The organism is Natronococcus sp. (assembly GCF_047921035.1).
GTDB lineage: Archaea > Halobacteriota > Halobacteria > Halobacteriales > Natrialbaceae > Natronococcus.
Genome location: NZ_JBLRWX010000097.1, coordinates 1 through 12,231 on the forward strand (window position 1 = coordinate 1; position 12,231 = coordinate 12,231).

14 protein-coding genes are annotated in these 12,231 nt (G+C 67.4%); 7 read left to right on the forward strand and 7 right to left on the reverse strand.

Going from position 1 to position 12,231, the window contains the following annotated elements; translation table 11 throughout:
• Positions 1 to 119 precede the first annotated feature (119 nt).
• From ACNA7R_RS16350 to ACNA7R_RS16360, 3 genes are all read left to right on the forward strand, one after another.
• The gene (locus ACNA7R_RS16350) at positions 120 to 554 is read left to right on the forward strand and encodes a CoxG family protein (protein ID WP_416284604.1); all 435 of its coding nucleotides are present in this window, start codon (positions 120 to 122) and stop codon (positions 552 to 554) included.
• Positions 551 to 1,375: a carbon-nitrogen family hydrolase gene (locus ACNA7R_RS16355; protein ID WP_416284605.1), complete on the forward strand. Its 825-nt coding sequence runs from the start codon at positions 551 to 553 to the stop codon at positions 1,373 to 1,375. Before ACNA7R_RS16350 ends, ACNA7R_RS16355 begins: the two co-directional genes overlap by 4 nt.
• Positions 1,376 to 1,716: 341 nt before the next feature.
• Positions 1,717 to 2,049 carry a 2Fe-2S iron-sulfur cluster-binding protein gene (locus ACNA7R_RS16360; RefSeq protein ID WP_416284606.1) on the forward strand — a complete coding sequence of 111 codons (333 nt, stop codon included), beginning with the start codon at positions 1,717 to 1,719 and terminating at the stop codon, positions 2,047 to 2,049.
• Positions 2,050 to 2,117: 68 nt separating this feature from the next.
• Here ACNA7R_RS16360 and ACNA7R_RS16365 read toward each other — a convergent pair whose 3' ends face one another.
• A complete protein-coding gene (locus tag ACNA7R_RS16365; protein WP_416284607.1) occupies positions 2,118 to 3,653 on the reverse strand; it encodes an aldehyde dehydrogenase family protein in 1,536 nt (511 codons plus the stop codon).
• Positions 3,654 to 3,792: 139 nt separating this feature from the next.
• Here ACNA7R_RS16365 and ACNA7R_RS16370 point away from each other — a divergent pair, with 139 nt between their 5' ends.
• Positions 3,793 to 4,629, forward strand: coding sequence for a proline dehydrogenase family protein (locus tag ACNA7R_RS16370; protein ID WP_416284608.1), 837 nt, complete (start codon positions 3,793 to 3,795; stop codon positions 4,627 to 4,629).
• A 46-nt stretch (positions 4,630 to 4,675) separates the two neighbouring features.
• Here ACNA7R_RS16370 and ACNA7R_RS16375 read toward each other — a convergent pair whose 3' ends face one another.
• From ACNA7R_RS16375 to ACNA7R_RS16385, 3 genes are all read right to left on the reverse strand, one after another.
• Positions 4,676 to 5,398 carry a helix-turn-helix domain-containing protein gene (locus ACNA7R_RS16375; protein WP_416284609.1) on the reverse strand — a complete coding sequence of 241 codons (723 nt, stop codon included), beginning with the start codon at positions 5,396 to 5,398 and terminating at the stop codon, positions 4,676 to 4,678.
• Positions 5,399 to 5,527: 129 nt separating this feature from the next.
• On the reverse strand, positions 5,528 to 6,067 hold the full coding sequence (locus ACNA7R_RS16380) for a hypothetical protein (RefSeq protein WP_416284610.1): 540 nt from the start codon (positions 6,065 to 6,067) through the stop codon (positions 5,528 to 5,530).
• Positions 6,068 to 6,148: 81 nt separating this feature from the next.
• Positions 6,149 to 6,961, reverse strand: coding sequence for an RIO1 family regulatory kinase/ATPase (locus ACNA7R_RS16385; protein WP_416284611.1), 813 nt, complete (start codon positions 6,959 to 6,961; stop codon positions 6,149 to 6,151).
• A gap of 148 nt (positions 6,962 to 7,109) precedes the next feature.
• On the opposite strand from ACNA7R_RS16385, the gene ACNA7R_RS16390 reads away from it, so the two are divergent.
• The 3 genes from ACNA7R_RS16390 to ACNA7R_RS16400 all read left to right on the forward strand — a co-directional run bounded on the left by ACNA7R_RS16390 (position 7,110) and on the right by ACNA7R_RS16400 (position 9,715).
• Complete coding sequence (locus tag ACNA7R_RS16390; protein WP_416284612.1) at positions 7,110 to 8,291, forward strand: hypothetical protein; 1,182 nt, start codon at positions 7,110 to 7,112, stop codon at positions 8,289 to 8,291.
• A 61-nt stretch (positions 8,292 to 8,352) separates the two neighbouring features.
• Positions 8,353 to 9,495, forward strand: a complete 1,143-nt coding sequence (locus ACNA7R_RS16395; protein ID WP_416284613.1) for an acyl-CoA dehydrogenase family protein — start codon at positions 8,353 to 8,355, stop codon at positions 9,493 to 9,495.
• A 1-nt stretch (position 9,496) separates the two neighbouring features.
• Positions 9,497 to 9,715, forward strand: coding sequence for a hypothetical protein (locus ACNA7R_RS16400; RefSeq protein ID WP_416284614.1), 219 nt, complete (start codon positions 9,497 to 9,499; stop codon positions 9,713 to 9,715).
• Between the two features lie 89 nt (positions 9,716 to 9,804).
• Here ACNA7R_RS16400 and ACNA7R_RS16405 read toward each other — a convergent pair whose 3' ends face one another.
• The 3 genes from ACNA7R_RS16405 to ACNA7R_RS16415 all read right to left on the reverse strand — a co-directional run.
• Positions 9,805 to 10,311, reverse strand: coding sequence for a DUF2062 domain-containing protein (locus ACNA7R_RS16405; RefSeq protein WP_416284615.1), 507 nt, complete (start codon positions 10,309 to 10,311; stop codon positions 9,805 to 9,807).
• An 84-nt stretch (positions 10,312 to 10,395) separates the two neighbouring features.
• On the reverse strand, positions 10,396 to 11,652 hold the full coding sequence (locus ACNA7R_RS16410) for a Glu/Leu/Phe/Val family dehydrogenase (protein ID WP_416284616.1): 1,257 nt from the start codon (positions 11,650 to 11,652) through the stop codon (positions 10,396 to 10,398).
• Positions 11,653 to 11,751: 99 nt separating this feature from the next.
• Positions 11,752 to 12,231, reverse strand: a 480-nt coding sequence (locus ACNA7R_RS16415; RefSeq protein ID WP_416284617.1) for an HpcH/HpaI aldolase/citrate lyase family protein, incomplete at its 5' end; no start/stop codon positions are given.

The window sequence follows — 12,231 nt, forward strand, 5'->3', positions numbered from 1 at the left end:
TTGCTGTAACTATTTACCGCCGATCGCCGACCCCGTTCTGGCGATCGGCGGTAATTGACTACAGTAAACCGTATGAGGGGTTCGTGGTCTTTTTACCCGAGAACGACCGACGTAGTTGCATGACTGTACGCGTCGACCGGTCGTTCGAGCTCGCGGCGCCGCCGGAACGGGTCTGGGAGTTCATCTCGGATCCGGAGAACCGCGCCCGGGCGATCAGCGTCGTCCAGGAGTACTCCATCGACGGCCCCGAGGGGCGACGAGCGACCTGGCAGGTCGAGCTCCCGATTCCGCTCGTCCGCCAGACGGTCGCCGTCGAAACCGAGGACGTCACCCGCCGTCCGCCCGAGTACGTCAAGTTCACCGGACGGTCGACGGGGTTAGACGTCACCGGCGAACACCGGATCGTCGAGACCGAGACCGGGAGCCGCCTCGAGAACGAGTTCGTCGTCGACGGGAAGCTGCCGGGCGTCGAGAAGTTCTTCAAGCGCAACCTCGACGAGGAGCTCGAGAACCTCCGGCGGGCGCTCGAGCGCGACCTGGAGGGATCGCCGTGAGCGCCGACGGGCTCGACCTCGCGCTCGCACAACTCGAGATCGAGGCCGGCGACGTCGAGGGCAACGTCGAGCGCGCCCTCGAGGCGGTCGAGCGGGCCGCCGACGAGGGGGCCGACCTGGTCGCCCTGCCGGAGCTGTTCAACGTCGGCTACTTCGCGTTCGACCTCTACCAGCGCTACGCCGAACCGTTCGAGGGGGAGACGTTTACCCGACTCGGCGAGGCCGCAGCGGACCACGGGATCGCCGTCCTCGCGGGGACGATCGTCGAGGATCTCGCCGAAACCGAGGCCGTCGAGACGCCCGCCGACGAGGGGCTGGCCAACACCGCCGCGCTGTTCGACGCCAGCGGCGAGTTGCAGCTGGTCTACCGCAAACACCACCTCTTCGGCTACGAGTCGGCCGAGGCCGAGCTGCTGGTCCCCGGGGAGCGCATCGAGACCGCCTCGGTCGGCGGCGTCACGATCGGTGTGACGACCTGTTACGACCTGCGATTCCCCGAGCTCTACCGGGAGCTGATCGACGCCGGCGCCGAGTTGCTGGTCGTCCCCAGCGCCTGGCCCTACCCGCGGATCGAACACTGGGAGACCCTCTCGCGGGCGCGGGCGATCGAGAACCAGTGTTACGTCGCGACGGTAAACGGGTCCGGCGAGTTCGACGACGCCGGCGCCGAGCTGCTGGGCCGGTCGACGGTCTACGACCCCTGGGGCGTGACGCTGGCCTCGAGCGGCGACGATCCGGCCTTCGTCACCGCCGGGATCGATCCCGACTCGATCGCGTCGATCCGCGAGGAGTTCCCCGCGCTTCGGGACCGCCGGCTGTAGCCGACGTCGACCGCTGTTTTTTTATCCACCGACGGCATTGTCTTCGATGCCGGTTACAGGCGCTTTTCACGTCAGACCGGCACTGCGCGTCGCTCCGGCCGCGCTTCGCTCGATCTCCCGGGAATCGAGCGACCCACTCCCGTCGGCTCGCCTTCGCCCGCGCCACTCCTTTCGCCTCCGACCTCGAGCGCCGTCTTCGGCTCGGGGAACGGGTCATCGCTTCTCGAGGGCGGCCCGCCACTGGACGTCGCCGTACCGGGCCGCGGCGACCGTCCGCGGTGAGTCGCATCGATACCGCCGCCTCGCGAACGCCTTTCGTTCCGCGCCGCGGACGCCGTCCCATGCCAACGGTTACCTTCGAGGGCCGGGAGATCGACTGCGAGGACGGAGCGATCCTCCGGGACGTCCTGCTCGAGGCGGGGCTGTCGCCGCACAACGGGCGGTCGGCCCTGCTGAACTGTCGCGGCCACGGGACCTGCGGTACGTGTGCGGTGGAGATCGACGGCCCCGTGAGCGAGCCCACGAGCCGCGAGAAACGCCGGCTCTCGGCGCCGCCCCACGATCCCGACGGTGGGCTACGGCTCTCCTGTCAGGCGGAAGTGCGGGGTGATCTGGACGTCGAGAAACACGGCGGGTTCTGGGGACAGCACCGAACGGAGTCATCGCGCGACTGAGGTCGCGGGCTATCGCGTCGTCCAGCAAGTCGCCGCGTCGAAAACGGAAACCGGCTCGAGGACGCCGTTCAGTCCTCTCGAGTGAGGATGTCCGCCGACAGTCCCTGGGCCATCTCGATGTCCTTCGAGTTGTTCATCGTCCAGGCGGTGCGCTCGGTGACGGCCTCGATGGCCTCGCGGGCGCTGGGGTAGCCGTTGCCCGACTTCTTGACGCCGCCGAACGGCAACTGGACCTCGGCGCCGATACACGGCAGGTTCGCGTACGCCAGGCCGATCTCGGCGCGGTCGCGGAAGTAGTTGATCTGGCGGTAGTCCTCCGAGATGATCGCGCCGGCCAGCCCGTAGGGAGTGTCGTTGTGGATCTCGACCGCGTCCTCGATATCGCCCGAGTACTCGAGTAAGGCGACGTGGGGACCGAAACACTCCTCTTTCAGGCACCGAAGATCGGTGTCGTACTCGATCTCGTAGACGAACGGGCCGACCCAGTGACCGTCGTCGTGGCCGTCGGGAATCTCGTCGTCCTCGAGTTCGAAGCGGTCGACCAGCACTTCGGCGCCCTCCTTGCGGGCGAGTTCGTTGTGCTTCTCGATCTTCTCGAGGTGTTCGGCCTCGATCGCCGGCCCCATGAACGTCGACTCCTCGAGCGGGTCGCCGACGGCGATATCCTCGGCGATCTCGACGTAGCGCTCCTTGAACTCGTCGTAGAGGTCCTCGTGGACGATCAGGCGCTCGCTCGAGACGCAGCGCTGCCCGGTCGTCTTGAAGCTCGACATGATCGCCGAGTGGACGGCGATGTCGAGGTCGGCCTCCTCGGTGACGATGATGCCGTTCTTCCCGCCCATCTCGCAGGCCGCGAGCTTGCCGGGTTCGCCCCCGACCTTGCTGGCGATCTCCTGGCCCACTTCCGCGGAGCCCGTAAAGAGGACGGTGTCGACGCGGTCGTCGTCGGTGATCGCCGCACCGGCGTCGCCGTACCCCTGGATCATGTTGAACACGCCCTCGGGGATCCCCGCATCCTCGAACATCTCGGCGATGATCTGGCCGCACCACGGGGTCTGTTCGGCGGGTTTCCAGACGACCGTGTTGCCCTCGACTAAGGCGATGGCCATGTGCCAGAACGGGATCGCGACCGGGAAGTTCCACGGGGTGACACAGCCGATCACGCCCCGCGGTTTGCGGCGCATGTAGGCGTCCTTGTTCGCGACCTCGCTGGGGACGACGTCGCCGTGGGGGTGGCGGGCGTTGCCCGCCGCCCACTCGACCATGTGCCAGGCCTCCGTGACGTCGGCTTTCCCCTCCGAGATCTCCTTGCCACACTCCTGGGAAACGATCTCGCCTAACTCCTCGTGGCGCTCCCGGAGTTCGTGGTAGATGTCCCAGAGGTACTCCGCCCGGTCGATGTACGAGAGGTCGCGCCACTCCTCGAAGGCCTCCTCGGCCGCCTCGAGGGCCTCGTCGACGTCGTCGGCGGTTCCGCGCTGGAACTCCGCCAGCGTCTCGCCCGTGGCCGGGTTCTCGCTCGCGAACGTCTCCGAACCGCTTCCGTCGGTCCACTCTCCCGCGATGTAATGCTGGTGTGGTTGCGTCCCAGTTTGCTGCGACATGGTTTGTACTCACACGCCGAGCCTATGTAAGCACCACCGATCATGGTCGGCCCCGTCCGAGGATAATTTCATACACAGAGATATCTAACGCATTGGTCGGGTGGCGGCTTATGTGGTCCGTGTCGAGTGATACGGACGAATGATCCCCCCTATCGCGAGCAAGTTCGTTGCGGGTGAGACGCCCAGCGACGCGCTCGAGCACGTTCGGACGCTCAACGAGCGCGACGTTGCGGGCATTCTCAACCTGCTCGGCGAACACTACGACGACCCATCGGACGCGGCGGCGGACGTAAACGCCTACGTCGAACTGATCGACGATATCGTAGCGTCGGATCTTGACGCCTGCATCTCGGTGAAACCGTCCCAGATCGGCCTCGGCGTCGACGAGGAGACGTTCGAACGAAACCTCATCGAGATCGTCGACTACGGCGCAAACAGGGACGTGTTCGTCTGGGTCGACATGGAAGACCACACGACGACCGACGCCACCCTCGACGCCTACGAAGCGCTCGTCCGTCGCCACGGGGGCGGAGCGGGCCTCTGTCTCCAGGCGAACCTCGAGCGCACCCGAGAGGACCTCGAGCGTCTCGCGGACGCCCCCGGCAAGATCCGGCTGGTCAAAGGTGCCTACGACGAACCCGCGGAGATCGCCTACACCGACAAGGACCGCGTCGACGAGGTCTACGGGGAGCTCCTCGAGTACATGTTCGAGTCGTTCGACGACGGGATCGCGATCGGGAGCCACGATCCGGCGGTCGTCGCCCGCGCACGCGAGTTACACCGGACCCACGGCACGCCCTACGAAGTGCAGATGCTGATGGGCGTTCGGACCGACGCCCAGTACGAACTGGCCGCCCAGGGGGTCGACGTGTATCAGTACGTTCCCTACGGCTCCAGGTGGCTGTCGTACTTCTATCGGCGGGTTCGCGAGCGCAAGGAGAACCTCGCGTTCGCGCTGCGGGCGATCCTGGGCTGAGGCGGCGCTCTCTCGATCGGAGACGGTGACGACCCGAACCGCCCGCCTACGGATCCAGTAGCTTCGATTCGGCCCTGCGCAGGTGCTCGAGCAGCGTCGATTTCGCGATGTCGAGGTCGTCCGCGAGCTCCCGGGTCGTGATCTCTCGAGGCCACTCGTAGTACCCGGTCTCGCGGGCGTGTTCGAACACTTCCCGCTGGGCGGTCGTCAGCGTGTCGAGACGCTGGGTACGCGCCGAGCGGCCGGGCGCGTCGGCGGTCGTGATCGACGTCACGGTTACTTCGGCGCCGGCCGTCTCGCGGACGTCGTCCAGCGAGGGCTCGATGCCGGACCGATCACCGGCGAAACACAGCTTCCACGTCTCGCTGCCGTCCTCGATGCGAACCGGTGCGCTGTGGACGAACCCGTTCTCGAGCAGGGTCGGACAGACCATCTCGGTGGGGTCGTACTCGAGGAAGAACTCGCGGACGACGTTTCCGGGCGTGTTGCGCGCACGTCCGAACCGTTCCTGCAGTTCGAACACCTCGCCCGAGTGCTCGGAGTCACGGATTGCATCCAGAAGTCCCTCGACCTCCGCCGACGTGTCCCCGAAGGCCGTGAACAGTCCCTTGACCGTGTGCGGTCTCTCCCCGTCGGTTTTCGGCGAGCTGTAGACCGCGTGAGCGAGCACGCCGCCCCCCGTCCGATCGGTCGCCTCGATGGCCCAGCAGTTCGGGTGCCACAGATCGAGCGTCAGTCGAACGCTCGACAGCGCGCCGTCCAGGCTCATGTCTCTCGTTGCTCGGAGCAGGCGCTTCTGTGTTACGTTTTCTCGAGGTAGTGTTCGCCGCTCGGTACGAACAGCGGCCGTCTTGCCTGGGATCGAAGTCGTTCTACAGGCGAGGTACGCCGAGGCGGTTCACCGATCCTCGTCCTTGCCGCGGTCCCGCGTCACCGTTCGATCACCTTCCGGGGGCGCCTCCTCGGTGTCCGGGTGGCGCTCGTCACCGGCCTCGTCCATCCCCTCGGTTTCGGGCTCGAGCGCCTCGCCGGAGCGGCCGGACTCGTCGGGGAGGTCGTCGGTTCCCGTGGTTCCCTGGCCGGTGTCGCGTCGGCCGCCGCCGGAGCCCTCGTCGTCGGTCCGTTCGTCGCGTTCGATGACCGGTTCGTCGTCGTCGCGTCCGGCGTTCTCGGCGTCGTCCGTGCTGCCGTCGGCGCCGGCACGCTCGAGTCGAACCGTTCCCTCGGTGATCCCGCCGACGTCGTCCTCCCCGAACGAAACCGTCTCCGCATCGGTGTCGACGTTCTGGCCGAGCGCGCCCCTGATCGCCTCGAGCGCGTCGGAATCGTAGTCGATCTCGGCGGTCGCGCCCTCGAGGGAGGCGACCACGCCGACCCGCTCGCCGTCCGCCGTCTCGACGGGTTTGCCGACGTCGTCCTCGGTGAGTTGGATTCCCATAGATCGGATAACGGAGAGCGGGAAAAACGACCAGTGCCTGCACTCGCGGGGTCGCGAGCGGCCACTCGGGAGGCCCTGCCGTCAGCGCTGCCGGCCCAGATCGGCCGCCTTCTCGAGTTCGCTTCGCAGCGTCGTCGAGTCGAACTCGTGGTCGGGGCGTAGCCGAACGAAGTCCAGAAAGCGCCGGGCCGAGAGCAGCGTCTCGGGGTCGTACACCGACAGGGCCGCATCGACGGCGTCCCGTGGGCCGATCCGGGGCTCGAGCACCGCGAGCGCGCAGGCGATATCGTACGCGGTCGTCTCGTCGACCCGGTCCTCGTGGACGCTGGTGGCGTCGATGAAGTACAGTTCGCCGTCACACAGCAGGATGTTCTCGGCGCGCAGGTCGCCGTGGGCCAGCCCGTGGTCGTGCAGCGTCGCCAGCATCTCGAAGAGGTCGACGGCGCGGGCCGCGACGAACTCGTCGGAGACCTCGTCGAGGGACTCGAACGCCGGGAGGTACTCGAGGACGAGCACGCCTAGCCCGTTGACCTCGAAGGCGTCGATCGGACGCGGCGCGTTGAGGCCGATCTCGCGCATCCGCCTGGTCGCCTCGTACTCGTGTTCGACCATCTCGCGGGGCGTGTCGAAGCGGTCGAAAAAGCCCTCCGTCCCCGAGGAGAAGGCGCCAACGTTGCGTCCGGTCGTCAGCAGGGCGTGGACCAGCGCGTTCTGTCGGGAGACGATCTTGACGAACCACTCGTCGTCGATGACGCAGGGGGTCGACAGCCAGTTGTCGGCCTCGAGGAACTCGACGCGGACCGCCTCGCGACCGTACCGTTCCGCCAGCGTCCGGACGACGCGCTCGATGCGGCTCCACTCGACGGTTCCGCGAGCGAGCTGGCGGATATCCATACGTCGAACGGAGGGCCCATAGCGTTAAATGCCTCTCGAACTGTCGCAACCGAGACCAGTCCGGGGTGTGGATTCGGGCCCGTCGCGACCGCTCGCGGAACGCGGAACAGTATTATTATCAACAGCGCGACGGTACGGTCCGGTACGCATGGACGCTGTCGACGACCTCGGTGACGCGATCGACGCGACGCGGAACTTTCTGACGCCGGTCCGGGCGGGACTGTGGCTCCGGCTGGCGATCGTCGCGCTGTTCGTCGGGGGGCTGGGAACCGGGTTTCCGTCGGCGCCGACCGGAGACGTCGGGCCGGCAGCGGAGCAGACCCCCGGTCCCGGAGCCGAGGCCGTCCCCGAGGAGGCGCTGCTCGTCGCCGCCGTCGCGGTCGGTTTCTTGTTGTTGCTGTGGCTCGGGTACGCGTTCGTCGCGGCCATTATGGAGTTCGTCTTCATCGAGTCGCTTCGCTCCGAGACGGTCCGCGTTCGACGGTACGCGAACGCGAACGTCGGCCGTGGCATTCGGCTGTTCGGATTCCGGGTCGTGCTGATCGCGACCGCGGCACTCGTCGGCGCGACCCCCGTTGTCGCCTCGATACTCGGCCTCGGCGGGATCGACGGATCGGCCGGGGTCGTCGGCCTCGCGGCGCTGTTCGCGGTCGGCACCTACCTCGTCTACGCCGTGATCAATCGCTTTACCTCCGAGTTCGTCGCCCCGATCATGCTGCTCGAGGAGCGGGGCGTGCTCTCGGCGTGGCGCCGGTTCTGGCCGACGGCTCGCGCGAACTGGCTCGAGTACGTCGTTTACCTCGTCCTCGTCTGGATCATCCAGGCCGCGGTCGGGATCGCCGTCAGCATCCTCATGCTCGTCGCGGGCATCGTCGTCGCGATTCCGTTCGTCGTCGTCGCGGTCCTGCTGTTCGCGCTCGGCGATATCGGCGCCGTCCTCGCCGCCGTGGTGGTGCTCGCGGCCGTCCTCGCGTTCGTCCTCGCCGCCCTCCTGATCCAGGTGCCCGTCGTCTCCTACTTCAAGTACTACGCGCTGTTGGTGCTCGGCGACACGAACGCCGACCTCGATCTGATCCCCGATCAGCGGGCGGCGATCCGTGCCGACGGCGGCGAGGCGCCCTCCGAGGATCGGATCGACTCGAGCCGACAGCCCGAGACGGACGACCGCACTGAGGAGAACGACGACTGGACGAGCGACTACGGGTGGGGCGACGACGACGAGGAGATCGACGACTGGGACGACGCCGGCTGGGGCGACGCGGCGGATCGGAACGACCGGGACGACCGCGACGATCGAGACGACCGCGAGGACGACGACCGCGGCTGGTAGCCGGCCCCGTAGTTGATCATTTTTCCGGAGCGTTTATTCCGGGGCCTGGCAAGTATTGCACATGGACTTCGATCTGCCGGACGAACACCGGATGATCCAGGAGACGGTCAGGGAGTTCTGCCAGGGCGAGATCGAGCCGATCGCCCAGGAGATCGAGGACGACCACCGCTTCCCCGAGGAGATCTTCGACCAGCTCGCCGACCTCGACATGATGGGCGTCCCCATCTCCGAGGAGTACGGCGGGCTCGGCGGCGACACCCTGATGTACTCGCTGGTCGCCGAGGAGATCGGACGCGTCTCCGGCTCGGTCGGACTCTCCTACGTCGCCCACATCTCGCTGGCGTCGAAACCGCTCGAGCTCTTCGGCACGCCGGAGCAGAAGGAACGCTGGCTGCGCCCGCTCGCGGAGGGCGAGTACATGGGCGGCTGGGCGCTGACGGAGCCGAGCAGCGGCTCGGACGCCTCCGACATGGATACGGTGGCGGAGAAGGACGGCGACGAGTGGGTCATAAACGGCACGAAGCAGTTCATCACGAACGCCTCCGAGGCGGGTTCGGTGCTCGTCAAGGCCGTTACCGACCCCGGCGCCGGCTACGACGGGATCTCGACGTTCATCGTCGACCCCCGCGAGGACGACGGGTTCGAGGTGACGACGATCTGGGACAAGATGGGGCTGAACGCCTCGCCGACCTGCGAGATACAACTCGAGGACGTCCGCCTGCCCGAGGATCGCCTGCTCGGCGAGGCGGGCGACGGCTGGGACCAGACCAAGAAAACGCTCGACGGCGGGCGGATCTCGATCGCGGCGCTGTCGACCGGACTCGCTCAGGGCGCCTACGAGCACGCCAAGGAGTACAGCCGGGAGCGCGAGCAGTTCGGCCAGCCGATCTCACAGTTCGACGCCGTCCGGGACAAGGTCGTCGACATGCACCGCAAGACCGAGCGCGCCCGACTGCTCACCCATCAGGCGGCCTACCGCTACGATCAGGGCGAGCCCGTTACCCGGGAGTCCGCGCTGGCGAAACTCGACGCCAGCGAGGCCGCCCGCGAGGTCGCCGAGGACGCCGTGCAGGTGCTGGGTGGCTACGGCTACACCACCGACTTCGCCCCCCAGCGGTTCTACCGCGACGCCAAGCTGATGGAGATCGGCGAGGGAACCAGCGAGATCCAGCATCTCGTTATCGGTCGCGAACTCGGCCTGTAGGATGCTCGCGACGGCTCTCGGGATCGTTTTCCTCGCGTTCGGCATCGCCGGGATCCGGTACGCCCCCGCGATCGTCGAGGCCCAGCGCCGGGAAGGGATGACCCCGTTCGAGGATAGCGAACTCGAGGCGTCCGACCGGGTGATGGTCACTCGAGGGACGGGCGCCGTCGCCGTCCTGGTGGGGCTCGCCCTGCTCGCCTACGGACTGGGCATCGTCTAGCGGAACCGGGGCTCCGACGACGAGGCGGTCATCGACCCGAGCGTGCGCTCGAGCACCCGACGAAGAGATCGTCTCGAAGAGACCCTCGTCTAGCGACGGAACAGGCCGAGGACGGCCGACGCGGACGACCCGTCGGCGGGGTCGTCCGCCCGTTCGCGGTGGAGTCGCGTCAGCCGGGCGACGACGACGTAACTCGAGGCCGACAGCGCCGCGGCGATCAGGAGGTTGCCCACCAGGAGCTGTCGGACGACGATCCCCCCGGTCTCGAGCAGCGAGGCGTCGGTCGTGCTCGAGCGAAGCGGTCGCTCGCCGAAGATGAGACCGCCGACCTGGTAGCTGCCGACGTAGACGGCGGGCTTGACGAGGGGGTTGAGAACGGCGATCGCGGCGATGATCGCGGGCTTGCTGATCCAGGACCGCCACGCCGCGAGCCCGGCCAGCAGGCCGATCCCGAGCCCCCCGGTCGGCAGGGCCGTCACGAAGATCCCGATCGCGAAGCTCAGCCCCACCTCGTGGGGGGTGTGTTCCTCGCGGAGGGCAGTGGTCAGCTCCCGGCGGACGCGCTCGCGGTACCGGGAGAGCCGTTCTCGGATCACGCTCTGTCGATCGGTCCGTCCGGGTCGGCAAAAACATGTCGACGTGCGCGCGATCCTGTAACCGAATCGATAGCTCGAGGCGGACTACGGGAAGCTGCCGGCTTCCTCGAAGGCGTTCGCGACGCGCTCGATCGCGACCACGTAGGCCGCGGTGCGGGGGTTCTCGAGGTCGTTCTCCTCGATCGTCTCGATCAGGGCGTCGAAGGCGTCGACGATGTGTTCCTCGAGTTCCTCGTTGACTTTCTGTTCGTCCCAGTAGAAGCGCTGGCGGTTCTGGACCCACTCGAAGTACGAGACGGTGACGCCGCCGGCGTTGGCGAGGATGTCGGGGATCACGAAGGCGTCCCCCTCCGCGAGAATCTCGTCGGCCTGTGGCGTGAGCGGGCCGTTGGCGGCCTCCGAGATGACGTCGGCGTCGACCTCCTCGGCGAGGTCGGCGTCGATGGCGTTCTCGAGGGCCGCGGGAATCAGCAGGTCGACGTCCATCGTCAGGACGTCCTCGTTGGTGATCTCCTCCTCGCTCTCCTCGTAGCCGACGATGCTGCCGGTCTCGTTTTTGTGTTGTTTGGCCGTGACCGGGTCGAACCCGTCCGGGTTGTAGATCCCGCCGCTCGAGTCGCTGGCGGCGACGACGGTCGCGCCCATCTCGTCGATCAGTTTGGCGGCGATCCAGCCGGCGTTACCGTAGCCCTGGACCGCGACGGTCGCACCCTCGAGATCCTTGCCGAGGTAGTCGAACGCCTCGCGGGCGGCGATCACCGTCGAGCGCCCGGTCGCCTCGACACGGCCCTCGCTGCCGCCGCTGGCGAGGTTTTTTCCCGTGACGACGCCCGGTTCGGTGGTGTTTTCCAGGGTCTCGTAGGTGTCCTTGATCCAGTTCATCTCCCGCTGGCCGGTGTTGACGTCGGGCGCGGGGATGTCCCGGTCCTCGCCGACCATCGGCCGCAGCTCCTTGGCGAACGCGCGGGTAACTCGCTCGAGTTCGGCTTCCGAGTACTCCTTCGGATCGATGACGATGCCACCCTTGCCGCCGCCGTAGGGGATGTCGACGGTGGCGCACTTGTAGACCATCCAGCCCGACAGCGCCTTCACCTCGTCGCGGTTGACCTCCGGGTGGTAGCGGATCCCGCCCTTGTAGGGACCGCGGTCGCCGTTGAACTGGGAGCGAAACGCCTTGAACCGCTCGAGCGAGCCGTCGTCGCGCTCGATCGTGAGGTTCGTCTCGAGAACGCGCTCGGGGTGTTTCAGCCGCTCGAGGACGTCGTCCTCGACGTCGAGGTAGGCGGCGGCCTCGTCGATCTGTGACTGGAGACTCTCGAATGGGTTCGCCTGCCCGGTCATACGAGGGGTCTTTCGTCGACTGGTGGATAAGCGTAGCGAATACCAGTCACAATCGGATACGTCACAGATATATTAGGTCGTTCTAGGTTCCTTGTCCTGCTAGTTCGATGCCGACGCCCGCTCGAGGATCCGTTCGGCCTGGGCGATCAGCGGGGCGTCGATCATCTCGCCGTCGACCTCGAACACCCCCCGACTGGCCTCGTCGGCCTCCCGCTCGGCCTCGAGAACGCGCTCGGCCCACTCGACCTCGTCGGCGTCGGGGGTAAACGCCTCGTTGATCGGGCCGACCTGGGCGGGGTGGATCGCCAGCTTGCCGTCGTAGCCCAGCTGAACCGAGAACGCGGCGTCCTCGCGCAGGCGCTCCTCGTCGCCGAAGTCGGTGACGAGCGTGTCGATCGCCTCGCAGTCCCGTGCCGCCGCGGCGAGGACGACCCGCTCGCGAGCGTAGAGCACCTCCGTCCCCTCCCGCGTCCGGGTCGCGCCGAGATCCGCCGAGAGGTCCTCGGCACCGAAGACGAGCGCGTCGGTCGGATCCGCGCCCGCGATCTCGGGCGCCGCGAGTACGCCCGCCGCGTTCTC